The 20654-nt window shown below is 58.1% G+C and carries 17 protein-coding genes, 1 pseudogene and 1 riboswitch; of the genes and pseudogenes, 11 read left to right on the forward strand and 7 right to left on the reverse strand.

What is annotated here, in order from left to right:
- Positions 1-50 precede the first annotated feature (50 nt).
- Positions 51-365: a hypothetical protein gene (locus QGH30_07800; protein MDP7022239.1), complete on the forward strand. Its 315-nt coding sequence runs from the start codon at positions 51-53 to the stop codon at positions 363-365.
- 51 nt (positions 366-416) lie between these two features.
- Here QGH30_07800 and QGH30_07805 read toward each other — a convergent pair whose 3' ends face one another.
- Together QGH30_07805 and QGH30_07810 are read right to left on the reverse strand one after the other, a co-directional pair.
- Positions 417-1013 carry a peroxiredoxin gene (locus QGH30_07805; protein ID MDP7022240.1) on the reverse strand — a complete coding sequence of 199 codons (597 nt, stop codon included), beginning with the start codon at positions 1011-1013 and terminating at the stop codon, positions 417-419.
- On the reverse strand, positions 1010-1411 hold the full coding sequence (locus tag QGH30_07810) for a transcriptional repressor (GenBank protein ID MDP7022241.1): 402 nt from the start codon (positions 1409-1411) through the stop codon (positions 1010-1012). Before QGH30_07810 ends, QGH30_07805 begins: the two co-directional genes overlap by 4 nt.
- Positions 1412-1591: 180 nt before the next feature.
- Between QGH30_07810 and QGH30_07815 the strand changes: the two genes are divergently transcribed.
- Both QGH30_07815 and QGH30_07820 read left to right on the forward strand, forming a co-directional pair.
- Positions 1592-3598, forward strand: a complete 2007-nt coding sequence (locus QGH30_07815; protein MDP7022242.1) for a M1 family aminopeptidase — start codon at positions 1592-1594, stop codon at positions 3596-3598.
- Positions 3595-4266, forward strand: coding sequence for a hypothetical protein (locus QGH30_07820; protein MDP7022243.1), 672 nt, complete (start codon positions 3595-3597; stop codon positions 4264-4266). Before QGH30_07815 ends, QGH30_07820 begins: the two co-directional genes overlap by 4 nt.
- Here QGH30_07820 and QGH30_07825 read toward each other — a convergent pair.
- The 3 genes from QGH30_07825 to QGH30_07835 are packed head-to-tail and all read right to left on the reverse strand — an operon-like array spanning position 4250 to position 8627.
- Positions 4250-5605, reverse strand: a complete 1356-nt coding sequence (locus tag QGH30_07825; GenBank protein ID MDP7022244.1) for a sodium:solute symporter family protein — start codon at positions 5603-5605, stop codon at positions 4250-4252. The genes QGH30_07820 and QGH30_07825 overlap by 17 nt on opposite strands.
- On the reverse strand, positions 5602-6228 hold the full coding sequence (locus QGH30_07830; GenBank protein ID MDP7022245.1) for a thiamine diphosphokinase: 627 nt from the start codon (positions 6226-6228) through the stop codon (positions 5602-5604). Before QGH30_07830 ends, QGH30_07825 begins: the two co-directional genes overlap by 4 nt.
- A gap of 23 nt (positions 6229-6251) precedes the next feature.
- Positions 6252-8627: a TonB-dependent receptor gene (locus QGH30_07835; protein ID MDP7022246.1), complete on the reverse strand. Its 2376-nt coding sequence runs from the start codon at positions 8625-8627 to the stop codon at positions 6252-6254.
- 45 nt (positions 8628-8672) lie between these two features.
- A riboswitch (TPP riboswitch) is annotated at positions 8673-8763 on the reverse strand.
- Positions 8764-8867: 104 nt separating this feature from the next.
- Between QGH30_07835 and QGH30_07840 the strand changes: the two genes are divergently transcribed.
- The 4 genes from QGH30_07840 (at position 8868) to QGH30_07855 (ending at position 14223) form a co-directional block, all read left to right on the forward strand.
- A complete protein-coding gene (locus QGH30_07840) occupies positions 8868-11333 on the forward strand; it encodes a phospholipase D-like domain-containing protein (protein ID MDP7022247.1) in 2466 nt (821 codons plus the stop codon).
- 207 nt (positions 11334-11540) lie between these two features.
- Complete coding sequence (locus tag QGH30_07845) at positions 11541-12704, forward strand: tetratricopeptide repeat protein (protein MDP7022248.1); 1164 nt, start codon at positions 11541-11543, stop codon at positions 12702-12704.
- A gap of 45 nt (positions 12705-12749) precedes the next feature.
- A complete protein-coding gene (locus QGH30_07850) occupies positions 12750-13559 on the forward strand; it encodes a sensor histidine kinase (GenBank protein MDP7022249.1) in 810 nt (269 codons plus the stop codon).
- 139 nt (positions 13560-13698) lie between these two features.
- On the forward strand, positions 13699-14223 hold the full coding sequence (locus tag QGH30_07855; GenBank protein ID MDP7022250.1) for a response regulator transcription factor: 525 nt from the start codon (positions 13699-13701) through the stop codon (positions 14221-14223).
- Positions 14224-14326: 103 nt separating this feature from the next.
- Here QGH30_07855 and QGH30_07860 read toward each other — a convergent pair whose 3' ends face one another.
- Together QGH30_07860 and QGH30_07865 are read right to left on the reverse strand one after the other, a co-directional pair.
- Complete coding sequence (locus QGH30_07860; protein MDP7022251.1) at positions 14327-15643, reverse strand: cation:proton antiporter; 1317 nt, start codon at positions 15641-15643, stop codon at positions 14327-14329.
- Positions 15640-16836 carry a hypothetical protein gene (locus QGH30_07865; protein ID MDP7022252.1) on the reverse strand — a complete coding sequence of 399 codons (1197 nt, stop codon included), beginning with the start codon at positions 16834-16836 and terminating at the stop codon, positions 15640-15642. Before QGH30_07865 ends, QGH30_07860 begins: the two co-directional genes overlap by 4 nt.
- Positions 16837-17068: 232 nt before the next feature.
- Between QGH30_07865 and acs the strand changes: the two genes are divergently transcribed.
- The 4 genes and pseudogenes from acs to QGH30_07885 all read left to right on the forward strand — a co-directional run bounded on the left by acs (position 17069) and on the right by QGH30_07885 (position 20422).
- Complete coding sequence (gene acs, locus QGH30_07870; GenBank protein ID MDP7022253.1) at positions 17069-19027, forward strand: acetate--CoA ligase; 1959 nt, start codon at positions 17069-17071, stop codon at positions 19025-19027.
- A 254-nt stretch (positions 19028-19281) separates the two neighbouring features.
- Positions 19282-19386 (forward strand): annotated as a pseudogene (locus QGH30_07875) (tyrosine-type recombinase/integrase).
- A 197-nt stretch (positions 19387-19583) separates the two neighbouring features.
- Positions 19584-20027: a zinc-ribbon domain and TM2 domain-containing protein gene (locus QGH30_07880; protein ID MDP7022254.1), complete on the forward strand. Its 444-nt coding sequence runs from the start codon at positions 19584-19586 to the stop codon at positions 20025-20027.
- A gap of 74 nt (positions 20028-20101) precedes the next feature.
- Positions 20102-20422 (forward strand): tetratricopeptide repeat protein, encoded by a 321-nt coding sequence (locus tag QGH30_07885; GenBank protein ID MDP7022255.1) that lies wholly within the window; start codon positions 20102-20104, stop codon positions 20420-20422.
- Positions 20423-20654 lie beyond the last annotated feature (232 nt).

A 20654-nucleotide genomic window follows, 5' to 3' on the forward strand; every position in this document is an offset into this window, starting at 1 on the left:
AAAATGCCAAGAAGAATCCTGGGAGTTCTCTCAGGCTATGTCCTGTTCGCTTGTCGATCGTGCTTCTTTTCAAGTTCAGCGGAAGGGACCCAGGGGATGTGCCGGATCTGGGTTTCCGCGTCTTTTCCACGCTCTACGGGATGCTCTTTGCCTACCTGGGGGCGAGTCTTGCGGCGCGCCTGTCACCGGGATACGAGAGGAAGCAGGGCGCGGCGCTGGCCTTTCTTCTTGGTCTTGGCGCCCTGTTGTCCATCGTACTGCAGTGGGGGGAGGCTTCTCCCTGGTCCTCACTGATGGTGCTGGTCTTCATGGCTCCGATGGCCCTGCTGGCCGGGTGGCGGCAGGAACTGAATCGACTGCAATAGAAAACCCGCCGGTTTCCCGGCGGGCCTCCACTCTTCCACTCGCTTGCCGAATTAGCCGGCGTGCTTTGTCAGGTACGAAGCAACGCCTTCGGAGCTGGGGGTCATGGCCTCATCGCCCTCGGTCCAGCCGGCGGGGCAAACCTCGCCGTGCGCTTCCAGATGCTTGAGGGCATCGACCATGCGAAGGGTCTCGTCAATGTTGCGCCCGAGTCCCAGTGCATTGACCGTGGCATGCTGCACGATGCCTTCCTTGTCGATGAGGAAGGTTCCGCGGAGCGCGATACCCGCCTCTTCAATCAGCACGCCATAGTCGCGGCTGATGGTCTTGTGAATGTCGGCGACCAGGGGATACTGGATGTCTCCAATGCCTCCATCATTCACGACCGTGTTCTTCCAGGCCCAGTGGCTGAACTGGCTGTCGATGCTGACGCCGATCACTTCCACGCCCCGGCTCCGGAAATCCTCGAGCTTCCGGTTGAACTCGATAATCTCGGTGGGACACACAAAGGTGAAGTCCAGGGGGTAGAAGAAGAGTGCCACATACTTTCCGCGGAAATCACTCAGCTTGAAGTCTTCCTTGAATTCGTTGTTTCCCATTACTGCGACGGCACTGAAATCGGGGGCCGCCTGACCAACCTGTACGCTCATTGTTCGCTTCCTCTTTCTTCCTCACGGGTTTTGCATTCATCGCAGATGCCCTTGAGCAGCACCTGAATCTGACGTACCTCGCCGTGCGCAATTCGGGACAGGGACTCTCTCAGAGTGCCCGGGAGCCCGGCGAAAAGATCTTCCACGCTGCCACACTGCTCGCAGAAGAAATGATGATGAGGGAGGGGGTTGCCATCGTAGCGCTTGCCCCTGCCCTGATCGGGCAGTTCCTGAATGAGACCGGCAGAGTTCAGCAGTCCGAGTGACCGGTAGACCGTGGCCAGGCTGACATCCTCCATGTCGAAACGAATGCCCTCGTGGATCATTTCGGCCGTGGGGTGGTCGAAGCGCCGCTGGAGGTGCTGGAGGATTGCCTTTCTCTGTCTTGTGAGTCTCATTCTAGAACCATTCTCAAAGTGAGGTCATATCATAGCAAATACCCGGAAGAAGTCAAGAGAAAATGAGAATAATTCTCAAAGTGGCATCCCTGCTCTTCAACTCTGAATTGCAACAATCGATGGTTTTCCTCCGCATTCGCTTGGTGTACATTCTCGAAGTCCCCATTTACAGGAGTGTACATGAAGCAGATTCTCGTCCTGGCTCTCGGCGTTCTCCCTCTTCATGCAGAGCCGGGAGCCCACCGAATTGCCCTGGAACTGAGTCCTTCCACTCACCAGCTCTCCGGCATTGACAGCCTGCATCTGGAGAAAGAGACCGGGAGTCTGGAGTTTCTGCTTCACCCGAAGCTTCGTCCCTCCGGCTCCGGAACCCTGGAATCCATGGAGACAGACGAGGGCCTTCAGCGCTGGTCATGGACTCGTGAAGAGCCCAGCGATCTCTGGATTCTCCACTATGAAGGAGAGATCTGGCAGGATGTGTCGGAGACGGTCTTCGGGCGGGAAAAAGTGGGCGGTGAGATTTCTGCGACCATCGGGGAGGAAGGGATCTATCTCTCGGGAAGCGAGGGCTGGTATCCACTGCTCGAGGGCGGGATGTGCCAGCATCGCCTGACGACCCGCCTGCCCGAGGGCTGGCAGAGCCTCACTCAGGGGGATCTGGTCCGGGATGAAGTCGTCGATGGATTTCAATGGCAATGCTGGAATGCAGACACCCGAAGTGATGGCATGATTCTGGTGGCCGGCCGCTTTGCCATTGATCGAAGGCAGCACGGAAACACCAGCATTGAAACCTGGTTCTTTCCCGAGGATCGTCGCCTTGCGGAAACCTACCTCGAGGAAACCGCCCGCTATCTGGATCTCTACGAGTCCTTTCTTTCTCCCTATCCCTATTCGAAGTTCGCCACGGTGGAGAACTTCTTTCCCACGGGCTATGGCATGCCCAGCTGGACTCTCCTCGGGCAGCAGATCCTGCGCCTGCCCTTCATTGTAAAGACCAGTCTGGGCCATGAGATCTGTCACAACTGGTGGGGCAACTCGGTCTATGTCGGCGAGGGCGGAAACTGGTGTGAAGGGCTCACCGTCTATTGCGCGGATTATCTCTACAAGGAGATGAAGTCTGCGGAGGCGGCGAAGGCCTACCGGAAGAACACCCTGAAGGACTACACGCACTACTCGCGGGATGGAAAGGACTTCCCTCTCAGCGACTTCGTCAGCCGTCATGATGCTTCGAGCCGCGCGGTGGGCTATGGCAAGAGCATGTTCGTCTTTCACATGCTCGAAGAGCGGATCGGGCGTGATGCCTTTCGGGCCTCCCTGCGTCGCGTGATCCGGGAGAAACAGTGGCAGGATGCCAGCTGGTCGGACTTCTTCCGTGCGGCAGAACAGGAGGCGGGTCTGGATCCGATGGCCCTCGAAGCGATGCGGCAACTCTGGGTCGAGGGAAAAGGCGCGCCGATGATTTCACTTCATGCAGCCAGCTACCTCGACGGCCGCTTGACGCTGGAGATTTCGGTGGAGGGTGACTTTCAGGATCTTCCTCTCGAACTTCTTGTGGAAAACGGAAGTGGGCAGGAAAGCCATTTGCTGACCGTCCAAAGGGGGACGCAGGAAATCGCGGTGGATCTGCTCCGGGCACCTCTCGTCCTGCACCTTGATCCCGACTACCACCTCTTTCGCCGCCTTCATGAAGACGAGATGGAAGCCACGCTCAGCATGATTCTTAGCGATGAGGAACCTCTTTTCATTCTGGAAGAAGACCTGCCCGCAGATCTGGAAGAGGCCTGTAGAGAGTTTGCTTCCTCCTGGGTGGAAGGCGAGGCCCGGCTGATCCGGGGCGACAATCCTGCTGAGAGGGAAGCGGCGAGGACGGTCATCTGGATGGGCCGAAGCCCGGCTCCCTTTGCCCCGCGACCGGAAGGACTGCAAGTGACGCCCTTTTTCACCGTCTTTCAGGAAGAAAGATTTGAGCCGGGAGCGAGCGCAATCGTGTATACTTCCAAGCGCGGAGCCGATCGAGGTCTCATGGCAGTCCTTGCCTCGGATCCTGCCCAGGTCTCCGTGATCGCGTCGAAGGTTCCGCACTATGGCAAGTACAGCTACCTCGGTTTTGCCTCCGGGAAGAATCGCCTGAAGGGAAACTGGGAAACCCTGGAGAGTCCGCTCTCCCACCGTTTCGGGGAAGAATGAAAAGAGCCTGGCCCATTCTCCTGGTCTTGCTGGCCTGCGCGTCTCCCGGTGCAAGGCAGTCGCTCACGGTGGATCGCTCCCTGCTTCACCTGGAGTACCTGGAAAGCGCGCCGAAACTTCCCACCATGCGTATCGACGGGGAGAGTCTCAAGGGCGATGTCTACCCCGGCATGACCAGCCCTGTCGTCTGGAGATACCGCGACGACAAGCGGGCCCGCGAGTACTTTCGACCGCTCCCCGGGGGCGTTCTTGAGGATCAGGTTTTCCATGTTCTTGGAATGACTCTGGAGAAATACGGTTTTGCCGTTCGCGGCTGGACCCATCCTCCCCAGGTGAGACTGAAGGTGGAGGCCAGGAAGCTGAGGATCTTCAGCCGGGGAGAGGAAGAGGGAAGCCGGCGCTGCGACCTGGACCTGCTCTTTGTCGTGGAGGAAGGGCCGACGGGTCTGCCCATCCGGGAGTTTCGAAGCAAGGTCCGCATAGAATTGCCCGGCTCCTGGACCCGCCTTCGGGATTCAGAGCCTCACTGGATTGCCGTCCCCGGCGAAGTGAACCCGGTCTTCATGGCCGTGGAAGAAGCCACCCTTGCCTTCCTGAAAGATAGTCGGCCCTTCTGGTCGGACTCCCGGAACTGGCTTCCCAGTGTGGAGTTCAGTTCCTGGCCCTGATCCACCCTGCAAGACAGATCAGACCGCTCATCATCAAACCCGGGAAAATGGCTTCCAGATCCAGCGGCAGGGCGAGTCCTGCCTTGCCGGCCATCAGCCAGGCCAGGCTGATCGTTCCTCCCGAAATCATGGAGGCCAGAATCCAGGGCGCCGCGATCTTCCTGCGCCCGAAGCTCAGGGCGAGGGGAAATAGCAGGACCGGCGTTCCCACGCTTCCCAGATCGTGCCAGAGACCCACGATGGACTCCCGCCAGAGGGCAAGCCCCACGCTGACCAGCCCCGTGACCAGAAGCCCCATGCGGCTGAAGCGATTGGAATCGCCCCGGCTTCCCCGAAGTCGCCAGACGATGTCCCGCCCGAAGGTGACAGCGGCCAGGAAGGCATAACTGTCGATGGTGCTCATGACGGTAGCCAGAAGCCCCAGCATGAACAAGGCCGAGGCAAAGGGCGGCAGGACGGCTTCTGCCAGAAGGGGATAACTGAACTGGGCATCGGCCAGAGCAGGCATCGCCGCACGAGCATAGAGTCCCGTGGTGGTGGTCATGAAGTCGAAGACGATCCAGAAGATCACGGAAAGGAAAAGACCCCGGCGGGCGGTGTTTTCATCTTTTGCTGCAAAGCAACGCTGGTAGAAGGCGGGTTCCACCAGAGTGGATGCGGCGATCAGGTACCAGACGGCAATCGCCTGAAAGGGCTGTCCCCCGTTCCAGCTCAGGTGTTCTGCGGGCAGATTGTCGCGAAGCCAGGAAAGACCTCCGAAGCGGGAGACCGCCATGGGAAGCAGAATCGCAAAGCCGAGAAACATCAGGGTGAACTGGATCTTGTCGGTCATCACCACGGCGCGAAGACCGCCACGGAAGACATAGGCCAGAGAGAAGATCGTCCCGACAACAATGGCCGGGGCAAGAGGCAGGCCGGTCAGGTGGACCAGAAGGGTTCCGAGAGCCAGCACATAGGCGGCCGGCGCCGTCATGAAAAAGAGAACGGAGCTTCCAAGAATCGCTACTTTCGAACCATAGCGTTGCCGGAGTTGATCGGGCACGGTGAGCGCCGAGCTTCGCCGCGCCCGTTTCGCGAGAAAGAGTGCGAAGATCAGCGCGTAGAGGTAGTAGGGAACCCCGAAGACCAGCCAGTTGCTCAAGCCATAGCTGTAACTGTACTCGCCTACGCCGAGGATTCCGCCGTACCAACTCGAAACCGTGGTCGCCACGAAGGCGGGCAGGGTCAGGCTACGGCTGGCAAGCAGGTAGTCCTTCTCGTCCTTGGCCTTTCTGCGAAACAGACGCAGGACGACATAGAGAAGGAAAAGCGCGTAAAGAAGAAGTGCAGAAAGGCTCATGGACCAAGGCGCCAGAGCGGGTCTTCGCTTCGGTGTTCACAGATCAGAAGAACACTTCCACTTTCGATTTCCAGGCTGACACTTTCCTGGCAGACCCGGTTGGAAGCAGTTCGTCCTTCTGTCTGCAGAAGGTCTTCTCTTTCCAGTGGCCAAAGACAGCCACGGAGTGTCACTCCCCGGGCGGGCCCGAAGAGGGGAAAGAGGGACAGGGCCCGGCCTTCAGGAATCCGGAACTCTTCTTTTCCGCTCACGCCCATAGCGATCTGCTCTGATCCGGCCATGAGAACCTGCCCCGGCCATGCCAGGGGAAGTGCGAGCTGAACCAGACTGTGGTCCCAGCGTCCGCCGATTTCTCCCAGAAGCACGACACGGTCACAGCCCGCTTCAAAGCAGAGTTCAACGCATTTTTCGGCATCAGTACGGTCCTGTTCTTCCAGTCGAATCAGGGTCTGATCTTCTGAGACTTCGCCGATGGAGTCCAGGTCGCCGACGATTGCGTCAGGTAAGCGGGGCAAGGTCCTGCCACCCGCACCATCCGCGCAGAGAAAGAAGGTGGCTTCGGAAAGCCAGCGCTCCAGCCTCTCTGTCGGAGCTGCGGGGCCATCCAGCAGGACCAGCCCCATATGATTTCCCCGGGAGAGCAGCATCAGAGATCCAGCTCCAGTCCGAGGTAGAAGTTCCGTGGCGCGCCCACGAACCAGCGAGGCTCGAGGTCATCGAACTCGATGTATCCGGCAGTCTCGTACTCGCGGTCGAGCAGATTGTGCACCCGGCAGTTCAGTCGTCCCCGGTACTTCGCCCATTCGAAGGGCAGAGCCAGTCCGGCGTCGACGACCTGATAGGGTACGACGCTCCGTTCCTTGAGGTTCTTGCCGTCGAGGTAGTTTCTGCCGACGCTTCGCAGGGAGACGAAGAGCTCGGCGCCGAAGAGTTTTCCCTCCAGGCGGCTGAGCAGGTTGAAGACCGGGCTTCCGGGAATGATCTGCCCATCGTAGTTCGCCGATTCGATGGTCCAGTCCGGCGTCCAGTAGTGCTCGGTGTAGGAAACAAAACGATCCCGTGTCCAGTTGCCGGTCAGCGAGAAAGTCCAGTCCCGGTGAAGCTTCAGGGTGCCGGCAAACTCCACTCCCGAGTGAAGGCTCTGCTCGGCATTTCCATTGTTGGGAAGCTGGTTGTCATCGAGGGAGCCCGCCCAGGGGACGATCTCATCGCGGAAGTCCATGGCATAGAAGGTCAGGTCAAGAGCGATCTTCTCTCCGCTGAAACGCCCGCCGATTTCATAGTCAGTCACGGTTTCCGGTTTCACATCGGGACCGATGTAGTGGAGGCTTCCGTCGCTGTTCTCTTCGAAGTGATAGTCCTTGCCGTCGGGACCCTGCCAGAAATCCGCTCCATAGTATATGTCGCTCATCGAAGGCTCGCGTTGTCCTCGGGAGGCACTGGCAAAGAAGGAAAGCGATTCGCTCTTTTGCCAGGCAAGCCCCAGTCTCGGGCTGAAGAACTGGTACCCTCGATCCAGGCGGACGCCATAGCGCTGGTCCTCGCCGAAGTCCATCTGGTGGTTCTGCAGGTGCAGGACGGCCTCCAGGGAAAGACCTGCCGACAGGGAATAGCGGTCGCGCAGATAGCCCGAAATGCTACGCTTGTTGACCTGATAATCGTAGTAGCGATGGTAGAGGGGAAGTTCCGCTGGATAGACCAGTGCCCAGGGCACATCGCCCGTATGGTGCGAGTCGTGGAGGCGCAGTTCCCCGCCCAGGCTCCACTCATGCCGGCCTTCCTCTCCACTGAACTCGTGGATCCAGCCCGCATCGTATTCCTCCACCCGGCGGCGACGGATCAGGTCCGTGTCGTAGTCCTCTGCCCATGTGTCGACTAGATTGTACTCCAGAGCACTCTTGCCTTCCCGCATTTGCTCGTAGTAGCCCTCGCCCAGAGTCAGGTAGAAGCGGTTCGTCGTGCTGCGATCGGGGGACAACTGCCACTCGTGATGAAGTTCGAAGTGCGGCTGGTGAAAGTGATCCTGTTCCTTTTCCCAGTCCAGCTCGTTGGCCTGCCGGTCGTTTTCCAGTTGCTCCCGACTGATTCCCTTGTAGGCCAGGTGCGTATTTTCCGGGCCGCCATAGTAATTGAAGCGAGTTGTCGTGTTCTCTCCGAAGTGCGAGAGGTTGAGATAGTAGGCCCAGGAGTCGGTCCAGCTTTGATCGCGATAGCCCTGGCTGTCCAGCTTGCTCAGTCTCACATTGAAACTGAGGGCGCGGTCGAGAACTCCACTCGTGTACTCGAGGGCACTCTTCCTCGTGCCCCAGCTTCCGAAGCCCTGGGAAAAGCTCATGCTCTTTTCGCGACCGAAACTGTCGGTCAGAAGGTTGATGCTGCCGCCAAGAGCCGTGCTTCCGTAGAGCCCGCTCATCACGCCCCTTTGCACCTGAATGTCCTTCAGGCTGGAAGCGAAGTCCGGCAGGTCCACCCACCAGACCTCGTGGCTGTCGCTTCCATTGAGGGGGATGCCGTTGATGAGAACCGAGACGCGGTTCTGGCTGAAGCCACGCAGGGTCAGGTAGCTGTTGCCAATGCCGTTACCCGCTTCATTGTAGGCGTACACGCCGGGAGTCTCCGCAAGAAGCATGGGAGGATCCTGCGCCCAGTAACGCGCTGCAATGGAGGCCTGGTCGAGGTTCTTGAAGGGCAGGGGATCGACATGGGGAAGCAGGCGCGTGGCTGTGACCACGATCGGGTCTTCAATCAGGTGAACTCTCTCGAGTTTCACGAGAAGGTCGTCGCCGGAGACGGAGACTTCCGCGCTCCGGTAGCCGAGGTAGTGGATCAGGATCCGTCCCTGATCGTGTCCCTCAATGAGAAAACGACCCTCCGCATTGCTGATGGCCCCGGTCTCGCTTCCTTCGAGAACGACCGTCGCATAGGGAAGGGCTTCGCCACTTTCCTGATCAATGACGCGACCTTCGATGTCTGCGAAAAGAAGTGCGGGAAGCAGTAGGAGGAAAACCGGGATTCTCGGCATGGCAGCGTCCTTTCGCAAAGAAAAAGGCCGCGCTGGAGCGCCGCCTGCCTGAGTTTGTCGTTTTCCTACGCCGGCATGATCCGGTTCAGGTTCGAGGGTATATTCTCAGGCTTGGAGGCCACCCCTAACGCTATGTATGATCAGGCTAGTCTTTTGAGGGTTCCCTGTCAAGGCGGGCAGGAAGGAGTTCTTCTCTTGTGTACCCTTCCTTCCCGAACTAGTCTGCCTGCGGAGGTTCCCATGCGACTGATTTCGACTTTGCTTTTTCTTCCCGCCCTGCTTCTTGCATCCGGGAACTTCTCCTCGGTGAGCAGTCTCTTCGATGCCCTCTCTGCCGATTCCACCTTGCTTGGCAGGGAGATTTCCTGCACAGGGCAGATGACGGGCGATTTCTTTCGGGACATCTATTTGCAGGATCTCTCGGCCGGTCCCGGAACTCGCGGCTTGAGGGTGAAGACGGGAGAGCATCTGGCAGAACTGGGTCACGAGGTTCTTGTGTATGGAATCCTGAAACAGGAAAAGGGCGAGGTCTTTCTGAAGGCGAGGAGACTGGAGATTCTTGCCTTTCCCGAAAAGAAACTTGAGCCGGTGGATTGCAGGATCGGGGAACTGGTCGAGGATCCGGAACTGCTGGAAGCTCGCCTTGTGAGAACCTCCGGCCTGCTGGCCCGGCTGCTTCTGAGCGCCAATCACGATCCCTGGCTCTGCGTTCTGGAAACCGATGGAATGAGAATCGATGTAGAACTTCGCAACGGCTCCCATCCCGTTCTCAGCGACTCCCTTTATCTGGAAATCACCGGCATCTGGAGTCGCCACAAGGATCGTTGGCGGCTTAGACCGCGTTCAGGAGAGGACTTCCGCATTCCGCAGCAGGTCTCCTTCTGCATTCCCGCTCCGCACATGAATAGAACGAATCCCGGCGAAGCCCTTCTGGACGAGATCTGCTTCGACCCCGCAGAAGCGGGAGAAGCCGAGGGCGCCGAGAGTTTTGCCGTCGTCAACACCGGCGAATGGGATCTGGATCTTTCCGGCTGGTCGATCAGCGATCATGCGGGAAGCTGGACTTTCCCCGAAGGAAGTGTTCTTGAACCGCAAGGTCGCTATCGGATCGCGCGAAAGAAGGAACGCTACTGGTTCGAGTTCGGCCGGGAATGCGACTTCAGTTTCGATTTCAATGCAGAGGGTCTCGCGGGCAATCTCGTACTCGACAATCGCGGTGACTGGCTGGAACTGCTCGACAAAGAGGGGCGCATTGTCGATGCCCTGGTCTACGGGGATGCAAAGACGCGTTACCAGCCGGGATGGAGAGGGCCTTCCCTGCAAGCATACCGCTTCAACTTCTATGTTCCCATCGAGGGCGCCGTGCTTCTGAGAAAGCGGGATCCGGCGACGCTTCGCCGCCTCGACAGTGATCGGAGAGAGGACTGGATCAGTGATCCGAACGATCCCGACTGGGGAAGGCAACTGAACTTCGCCGGATGGGATCGGGAGAAGTTCTTCGACACGGCCCGCTGTGAGGAAGAAGCAGAGCTTCGGGCCTATGTTTCCCCGGAACATTCCTGGGAAGGGGTTCGCGATTTTCTTCGTTCTGCAAAAGAGAGTCTTGAGATCGAGATTTATCTCATCACGCATCCCGGCGTGGTGGAGGAACTGTTGGCGGCCATGGATCGCGGTGTCAAGCTGACGATCCTTCTTGAAGGCGAGGTCTTCGGTGCGCGCGGGGGCACCTATGACACCGTGCGCGGGCTGATGCGTAAGATCATCGAACATGAAAGCGGTCTGGGAAAAGTGTATCTCTGGCGGAACGGGGACGACCCTCGTACGCTCGGCCCGGACACGAACATTCCCGATCGCTACAACCATGTGCACCAGAAGTTCGTCATTGCCGATCGCAAGCGCCTGCTTCTGGGCAGTGACAATTTCACGCAGAGCAGTCTTCCCTCCGACGACAAGGGCGATGGAACTTCCGGGTCCCGGGGAGTCTTTCTGGTGACGGATGCAAGCTGTGTGCTAGAACGGGCCATCGAGATCTGGGAGGCCGATTTCGACCCTCATCGCCACCGGGACATCCGCCCTTTTCTGTCACACCCGGATCTCAAGGAGAGCCTGCCTCGCCTGAGAAGCAGCCGGGCTGGTTACCCTTCCCATCACGAAGCACCTTTCGAGTCCCGGGAGCTTGCGGCCTTTGAGCTTCTGCAGTCTCCCGAGACCTTCCTGCGACCGGACCGTGGCTATCTGGGATTGATTCACCGTGCAGGAAAAGGTGACCGGGTGCTGGTCGAGCAGCAGTACGAAAGACCTCACTGGGGCTATGCGGATCAACAGACTCCGAATCCGAGATTGCAGGCCTGCATCGAGGCGGCTCGACGGGGCGCAGTCGTGCAGATTCTCCTCAGCGGAAACCGCCCTACGCCGAAGAGCGAGCAGACCCGCGAGGACATTGCTGCTATTGCCGAAGAGGAGGGCCTGGAAATCGAGGTTCGGCTTGGCTACTTGCCCGGGGGAGGGAAACGGCGCAATCCCATTCACAACAAGATGCTGCTGGTCGATCTGGGCGAGGAGCAGTGGAGCCATGTCGGCAGTGCGAATGGAAGCGAAACGGCTTCGCGCTACAATCGCGAGCTTGGGCTGTCTGTTCGTTCAGCGGATCTCTTTGATTACCTGTCTTCGGTCTTTGATGCGGACTGGGAGCAGGCTGGGCGCTAGCGAAGAGGGCGAGCCGGGGGCAGTTGATCATCCCCTGGTTTGTCTGTCAGCGGATGTGGACAAAAACCCGAAAACCCCGGTAATTTGCTCGAAATAGCTCGATTTATCCGGGGTTTTTCCTATCCTTGCGCCGAACACGATGCTGCAAGCAATGCCTTGCCGTGGATAGTTTTCTTGGGTGTTTCCAGCGAGAGATAGCGAAAGCAAATGAAAACAGGAACCTGTCTTGCCCTTCTGCTTCTTCTTCCCTCAGTCCTTCAGGCCGGGATGCAGGTCGACAGCCTCTATGCAACCGCGCAGGCCGAGACTTCCGATTCCCTTCGTGTCAGCAAGCTCTGTGATCTTTCCCGTGATCTCTACAGCCAGAATCCCCGTCGGGGTCTGAAAATCGGGCTCGAAGTGAAAGAGATCAGCAGAAGCCTCGGCGACTCTCTGGGTTTGATGCGTTCACATTACTGTCTGGGCCTCAATCACTGGAGTCTTGGCGAGTATGGTCCGGCTCTCGAGTCCTACGAGGAATCGCTGGTTCTCGCCCGCCTTCTGAAAGAGGCGAAGATGGAGATGATGCTGGAGAATAATCTCGGCGTGACCTTCAACGCCCGGGGGGATTACCTTTCGGCTTTGCGGTATTTCCACGACAGCCTTCGCCATCAGGATTCTGCGGGCGTGGAATGGATGAAGCCGCATACCCTCTTGAATATCGGAAACATCCACGAGTACCTGGGTAATCACGAGGAGGCCATTCTCCAATTCGAGCAGTGTGCCGATTTGCTCGGCGACACGAATGATCTCTTCCTGGCCTCGATCTACAACAATCTGGGGGTCAGTTACGAGCAGTCGGGGGATTTCGCCAGGGCCAAGGACTACCAGAACAGAAGCAGGGAGATTCGCGAGAGGGAGGGAGACGAGTATGCAATTTCCTCGAACCTCATCAACCTTGCGACGATTCTGAATCAGCAGGGCCGCCACGCAGAGGCCATTCACCTGCTTGAAGATGCCCTTCAGAGGGTGCAGGACTTCGGAGACGAGTCAACCATTGTCGATATTAAGATCATTTGGGCATCCAGTCTTTGCGCCTTGTCCCGCCATGAGGAGGCTCTTCTTCGCCTGGAGGAGTCACTGCGAATCTCCGAGAAAACAGGACGCGGGGAGGATCTTGCCAAGATCCACAGGGCTTTATGTTCCTGCCTCGTGGAGTTGGACGATTTAGAAGCGGCCTATGATCACCTCGTCCGCTCATCGGAACTTCAGGACTCCCTGAGAAGCCAGGATCGAATCGGCGAGATGTCCATCGCCGAGGAGCGCTACGAGCGCGAGAGGGAGTCCTCCCAAAGGGAGCTGGACCGACTTCGCAGACAGCAGGAGATCTAGGAGGAACTTCGGCAGGCCATCAAGATCCGAAAGGCCCAATGGATGGTGGGCCTGTTTCTTCTGTTTCTTGTTGCCGGCATCTATACACTCAATCGAATGAGACTGTCCCGCAACCGCGTTCTTTGTGCTTTCAATGAAGAGCTTCAGAGCAGGGTTGATCAACAGACCCTGCAACTGAGGGAGGAAGTCAGAGAGAGGAAAAAAGCAGAACAGGAGCAGATCCGGCTGTCTGCCCACCTGATTGAGGCTCGTGAGAAAGAGCGCAGGAAAGTGGCGCGAGATATCCACGATGAGTTGGGTCAGTCCCTGACCGCTGTGAACATGGACCTTGCCCGGATTTCAGGCGAGGTGGGCGATCTCCAGAGAAGGGATCTCGGGGAAACCCGAAAACTGGTCAAACAGGTCATTCAGCAGATCCGCACCCTGATTACGGACCTGCGTCCGACGGTGCTGGAAACTCTCGGCTTGTCGGGCGGACTGCTCTGGTTGGGCGAGAGCTTTGAGGAGCGTTTTCCCTTTACCGTTTCCGCCGATTTGGAGGATTGCAGCTTCTGTTGTGGCGAGTCCGAAACGGTGGCTCTCTTTCGCATTGCCCAGGAGGCTCTCAACAATGTGGCCCGCCATGCAGATGCGGACACGGTGAGCCTCCGCCTTTTTCGTGAAGGGGATTCCATGTGTCTTGAAATCGAGGACGACGGGAAAGGTTTTGATCCCAATGTTCGGGAAGTTCTCAGCTCTTTCGGGATCATGGGAATGCGTGAGAGGGCTCGTGCCTTGGGCAGTGAACTGAGGATCAGAAGCCGGCCCGGGGAAGGATCCTGCTTGTCGGTGACCGTGAATAGAGTCGAAAAATGAGGATCCATCCGCTTTTGTACACTATGCCCTACAGACAAGAAGCCCCGGAATCCCTTATAGTTGCTCCCCAGAAGGAGTCTTTGTGCCCGCAAAACCCCAAACCCAGCAAGAACGAACCTCTCCCCGGGAGTTGGGAAAGATGATACGTGTCCTGTTGGTGGATGACCATTCCATCGTTCGGCGGGGGATTCGCCTGCTCATCGACAAGATGGAAGACATCGAAGTGGTCGCAGAAACCGATTCTGCGGAGTCGGCAATCCAGATGGCCCGTGATCATGAATTCGATGTCGCCATGCTGGATATTTCCATGAGTGGTATCAGCGGGCTGGAAGCCATCCCCCGGCTGAAGGAGGTGCGTCCCGGCATCTCCATCCTGATCCTGACCATGCACCCGGAACAGCAGTACGCGGTTACTTCCATTCGTGCCGGTGCTTCCGGTTACCTGACCAAGGACCGGGTTCCCGAGGAAGTGGAAGAGGCGATTCGCCAACTGGCCGAAGGGGGAAGCTATCTTACGCCCCTGGTCAGCGAATTGCTGGAGTCTCATGCAAGCGACGATGATGATGTCCTTCCCCACAAGCTATTATCCCGAGAGAGTACCAGGTTTTTATTTTGCTGGCGCAGGGGAAGACTGTCGGCAAGGCTGGCGAAGAACTCTTCCTGAGTTCCAAGTCCGTTTCCACCTATCGCCGAAGGATCCTCGACAAGATGTTCCTGGAAGACAATGAGGGACTGATCCGATACGCTCTCGATCATCGCCTGCTGGACTAGGCTTTCGACTCTCCCGAAATCTCCAGCGCCTTTTTGAAAAGCACCGGCCCGATCAACTGGTTCAGGCTGATCGTCGCCACGGCCAGCGTCGCCAGTGCCGCTCCCCATTCCGGGAAACGGATTTCCACGGCCTTGGCGAGCCCCAGACTGACCCCGGCTTGGGTAATGAAAGTCATTCCGAAGATCTTGCGATGAATTGCGGGTGCCCGCGCCAGCGTCATTCCCGTCCAGGCGCCGGCTTGCACGGCGATTCCGCGGATCACCACGAGAACCAGAGCCAGAGCCCAACTGCTTTTTAGAATGTCCAGATCCAGCGCGGCTCCCGCCAGCGCAAAGAAGATGGCATAGACCATCAGGCCGCCTTCGTCGAGAACCTCCAGAAAGCGGGCACCCTGGCTGCTGAAGTTGCGAACCACGAATCCCGTCGCGATGCAGATCAGCATCGGCTCCAGATGGAAGTGAAGTCCGAAGCGGGTCTCCAGTGCGGAGCCGAGGAATTGCGAGAGTTCGGTGACGAGAATGGCCAAGAGGAAGATCGTTACCAGATGATAGCCCTGCACCTTCTTCAGCCAAGCGGCCAGACCCACTCCGATCAGGCTTCCGAGGGCAAGGCTGCCCAGGATTTCCAGCAGAAGTCCGAGAAGAAAGCCGCCGTCCAGAGCCTGCCCCGTGAGAAGGGTCTGCCCCAGACTCACCACGAGAGCAAAGAGCATGATGGCCAGAATGTCCATGGCCACCGTCACGCCGAAAACGACTTCCGTGAAGGCTCCCCGGGCTCCGGTCTCCCGGATGATGGCGATCGCACTGGCCGGGCTTCTCGCCGTGGCGATGGCGCCGAGTACCATGGCCATGACAAGCACCGAAAGAAAGTCGAGTTCCCGGGTGAAGGAGAAGATCCCCCGAAGCGCAAGAAAGAGACCCGTGCTGAGAAGGAAGATGACACTCATCAGGCCGACGATGCTCCAGGCGATGCGCTTGCGATGTTCTAGGAGGTCCTTCCATCGCAGTTCCCCGCCGGCACTGAGGGCGATGAAGGTCAGTGCCAGAGAGTCGATGAGGCGAAGGCTCGCGACGGTTTCCTTGCTGAGAAATCCGAAGACATGGGGACCGAAGAGAAGTCCCGCGATCAGGTAACCCGTAATGCGCGGGAGCTTCAGGCGGGCAAGCAGTTCGCCCAGAGTGAAGGCCGCAAGAAGCAGGAAGCCAAGGGACCAGGTTGTTTGACTGCTTTCCCCGGAGAAGCCGGGCAGGTAGGAGTGCATCGCAATCCAGGCAAGCAGGATCAGGCCGGCGAGAGTGAGGGCCGGTCTCATTGCTTTCCTCCCCGCTGAAGTCCCATCAGGGTGAGCCCCGGGGCGAAGAGGGCACTGAGGAGAACTCCCGAGAGGATGATCGTAAGAGCGCTGTCAGCCAGCGTTCCCTTTTCCACCATCTGGATGCTGGCAGCCACGGCCACTGCGACCGCTCCCTGTCCACTCAGGGCTAGACCACTTTTCATGTCCAGAAGGGCCTTGCCGAAGACCAGCCTGCCGGCGACCCAGAAGGAGAGAGCCTTGAAGATGACCCGCAGGATGAAGTAGAGCGGGGCAAGCAAGAGTGCCCAGGGATTGCCCAGGTGCCAACTGGCGCCGACCAGAACCAGAAACATGAAGTAGAAGGGCTTCTCACTGGCACTCGCGATTTCCCAGGTCTGCGGATGGTGGCCCCGGATGTTCACGACCACGAGTCCCGCGATGAAATTCACATAGAGGGGAGGGAAGTCGAGAGCCATGGCCAGCCCGCCCGAGAAGATCAGGAAGCCGATGACCAGAAGAAGGTGATGGCTTCTTTCGCGCACCCGGTGAATCAGGAGTTCGAAAAGCAGTCCCAGAATGGCGCCGATGGCCGTGGCATAGGCGATCCACAGAATGGCATCCTTCCAACCACTACTTCCCTCCTGGGAAATACTCATGCCGTGGTGGATTCCAAAGAGAAGGACGAGCGTGATGACCGGGATCACCGAGTCGAGTGCCGCGCTGTATCGAAAGAGATGGAGAGGGGCGTGAGGGTGGCGTTTCCTTTCATGCATTGCCATGGCCAGAATGTCCTGGCTGCTTCCCGCACCTGCCGCACCGATGAGAAGTGCGGCCGCCATCGTGTCGATGCCCGCGCCGAGGTATCGGGCCAGGGGGAAATAGAAGACGGCACTGAGAGCCATCATGACCAGCAGTCCCTGCAGAAATGCCACCGCATGAAAGCTGGCCGGGATCTTCCGAAGGAGCGAAAACTCAAACTGAAGGCCGATGAGAAGGCCGATCCAGCCGAGGCCCAGGGTCAGAAGCGGAGAGATGGAAGAGAGGATCTCCGCATTCAGGATACCCAAGTGCCGGAGCGCAATTCCGATGAGAAGGAACTCGGCACCGACCAGGAAGAAACTCCGGCTGAATCGGGAGAAGCGCCCATGGCTGAGCGGTCCGGCCACAAGGGCCAGGGCCAGCAGGAGCACGAGAGACAGCAGGATTTTCATCTTTCCCCTTGTTCAGGGCAGGCTAGCAGTCTCTGGCACTTCGGAGAAGTGATTTGCCCGGCCTTGCTCCCGATTTTCTTCGTGAAAAATAGCACAAGGGGTCTGGCGAAGCGGCCGAGCCTTTCTTATAGTAAACACAGTAAACCGGATTTTTCGGTCCAGATGCAAGGCTATGCAGTATAGGCGCTTAGGGACTTGAAATGGACCCGGATGGCAGAAAAAGGAGCTAGAAATGGCGGAAACCTCAATGTTGAAAGAACTCTACCCCGTTTTTGACGGAATCCGCGCTCGCGCGCATATCCAGTCGAAGGAGCAGTATCTGGAGATGTACCAGCGCTCCATCGAGGATCCCGATGCTTTCTGGGCCGAGCAGGCCGAAGAGCGACTGAGCTGGCACAAGAAATGGGACAAGGTCAGCGAGTGGGAATTCGAGACTCCCGATATCAAGTGGTTTGTCGGTGGCAAGCTGAATGTGAGCTACAACTGCCTGGATCGTCACGTGGAAGCGGGCGAGGGCGACAAGACCAGCATCATCTGGGAAGGCGAGATGGGGGACGAGCGCAAGTACACCTACGCCTCCCTGCTCACGGAAGTGAAGAAGTTCGCCAATGTGCTCAAGAGCCGGGGCATCGAAAAGGGCGACCGGGTTTGCATCTACATGCCCATGGTGCCGGAACTGGCTGTTGCCATGCTGGCCTGTACGCGTATCGGTGCGATTCACAGCATCGTTTTCGGTGGCTTCAGTGCGGACAGCCTGAAGGATCGCATCAATGACAGCGCCTGCAAGATGCTCATCACGACCGACGCCAGCTATCGCGGCAAGAAGGTCGTCCCCCTGAAGACCAATGCTGACGAAGCCCTGCTCGAAACCCCGAGCATCGAGACCTGCGTTGTTTTCAACCGCACGAACACGGAAGTGCCGATGCAGGATGGTCGCGATGTGTGGTGGCACGAGGAAATGTCCGACGCGAGCGAGGACTGCGAGCCTGTCTGGATGGACGCAGAAGATCCTCTCTTCATTCTCTACACGAGCGGCTCGACGGGCAAGCCCAAGGGTGTTCTTCACACCACGGGCGGATACCTGCTCTACGCCAGCCTGACCCACGAGATGGTCTTCGACTATCAGAAGGACGATGTCTACTGGTGCACGGCCGACATCGGCTGGGTGACCGGTCACAGCTACATCGTTTACGGGCCGCTGGCCAATGGCGCGAACACGATCATGTTCGAGGGCGTGCCGAGTTATCCTGATTTCGGCCGCTTCTGGCAGGTCGTCGAGAAGTACGGCGTGACGATCTTCTACACCGCCCCGACCGCGATTCGCGCCTGCATGCGCGAGGGCGACAAGTGGGTCGAGCAGTACGACACTTCCAGCCTGCGCCTTCTCGGCACGGTGGGCGAGCCCATCAACCCGGAAGCCTGGCGCTGGTACTACGAAGTGGTTGGCGGCGCACGCTGCCCGATCGTGGACACCTGGTGGCAGACCGAGACCGGCGGCATTATGATCACGCCCCTGGCCGGAGCCATCGACCTGAAGCCGGGATCGGCAACCTTGCCCTTCTTCGGAGTGAAGCCCGTGCTGGTGGATCCCGAGGGGAAGGAGCTTGAGGGAGCCACGAGTGGCAATCTCTGCATCGACCGCCCCTGGCCAGGCATCATGCGGACGCTCTATGGCGACCACAAGCGTTTCTACGAGACCTACTTCAGCACCTACAAGAACATGTACATGACCGGAGACGGTTGCCGCCGCGATGAGGACGGTTACTACTGGATTACCGGACGCGTCGACGATGTGATCAATGTCTCCGGGCACCGCATGGGAACGGCCGAGGTGGAAAGCGCCCTGGTCAGCCATCCGAAGGTGGCCGAGGCGGCGGTCGTCGGTTTCCCGCACGAGATCAAGGGACAGGGCATCTACGCCTATGTCTCCCTGAACGCGGGCGAGGAGTACAACGACGAACTGAAGAAGGAACTGATCCTTCATGTTCGCAAGGAGATCGGCCCCATCGCCGCTCCGGACGTGATCCACTGGGCGCCGGCTCTGCCGAAGACGCGCTCGGGCAAGATCATGCGTCGAATCCTTCGCAAGATCGCAGCCGATGAGCTTGACCAGGTTGGAGACACTTCGACCCTGGCCGATCCTTCTGCGGTCGATGCGCTGGTGGAGGAGTATCGGAGGATGCAGGGCTAAAGAGCTCGCGGCGCTTTCCCTCTCGCTTCGCGCTCGAAGACTCGCGAGGCGCTCGGCGGGAAAGACCGCTCGCTGTTCTGCTTGGCATTGAGAGCCCCCGTCGCGTTTGCGGCGGGGGTTTTTGGTTTGTTCTCCGGATGGGGGTCGTAAGCTTTCCTTGCGTGCCTCAGAACTGCTGGATCATCAGTTTGCCATCTTAGGGGCCAGAATTAAGTCTGTGTTCGAACAGGTTTGCCAAAGCAGGAAAGTGACGCACGCCTCGCCACTCCTTCGCCACCCACCTGCTCGAGGGTGGCTACGATATCCGCACGATTCAGGAACTGATGGGGCACATGAGTGTCTCAACCCTGATGATCTGAACGCGCGCCAACCGGGGAGGGTGAGAAGCGATGGCTCTGCCTTGACATTAAGCTAATTCCTGCTAGGATCGTCTCGCTTGCTGGAGAGTGATGGTATCTGCTGCGGGGCTTGCATCACTATCAGACGGGTTTCTGAGTATGTATCCGTCCTGCTGCACAGCTCAATTTGATACACAGGCAGTATATGCAGTTGTTCGGTGGTCGTAGAAATCGAGTTAGGTAGTATTTCAAAGGAGAGATGGATGTACTGTACAAACTGCGGCAAGGAAGTTCTTGAACAGGCCTCGGCGTGTCCCAACTGCGGCGTGGGTCAAAGAACAGAGAAGAAGTTCTGCTATAGCTGCGGAGTCGAGACCAACTCTTCACAAGTCGTCTGCGTGAAGTGCGGGGTGTCTCTAGCAATGGGTATGAAGGGTAAAAACAAGGTTGCGGCTGGCGTCCTCGGCATTTGCCTCGGAGGGTTGGGTGTTCACAAGTTCTATCTCGGTAGTTGGGGTTGGGGTCTGGTCTATCTTCTGCTCTGCTGGATTTATGTTCCGGCAGTCATTGGCCTTATCGAAGGAATACTCTACTTACTTATGGATGACGCGCAGTTTGATGCCAAGTACAACAAGGCCGAGCCGAGCGCTTTCAAGTGGTAGTCCTTGCCGAACAGTAGCTATCACCAGACAGGCGGGGCAGTGGGATTCTGGTTAACCTAATGGAGCAACTACCAATGAAAACCTATAGAGCCCTAGCTGTGTATATCGCCTGTCTTCTGGTCTTGCCTTTCATCGTGTACGCGCAAGGTGCTGGAATCGAGTGGGACATTCTCAATCAGGAAGTGATCGAACTCTACCAGGCGGGCAAATATGACCGCGCGGTGTTGGTCGCTGGGAAAGCCCTCGAGGTCGCAGAACAGAACGTCGGCCCCGAGCATCCCGATGTAGCTACTAGCCTGAACAACCTGGCCTTGCTCTACCAGGCCCAAGGCGAGTATGCCAAGGCCGAGCCACTCTACAAGCGTGCGGCAAGGATCGAAGCTATCGAACGATGAAATGGGACCTTGATGACAAACACGGAAGCATAATGTAACGAATGGAGAGCAGACATGAGAATGACTGTAGCTGTACTGATGGTAACTATGCTGGTAACCGCGGCAGGGATTGTTGGGTGTAAGACGGCAGATTCAAGGAGTTCCAAGGAGACGACCTTCCTTTGTGGGGAGTGTGGGGAGATCAAGGCAACCGATGCCTGTTGCAAGGCGGATGCTCCGAAGTGCGGCAAGT

The sequence above is a fragment of the Candidatus Krumholzibacteriia bacterium genome, assembly GCA_030748535.1.
GTDB lineage: Bacteria > Krumholzibacteriota > Krumholzibacteriia > JACNKJ01 > JACNKJ01 > JASMLU01.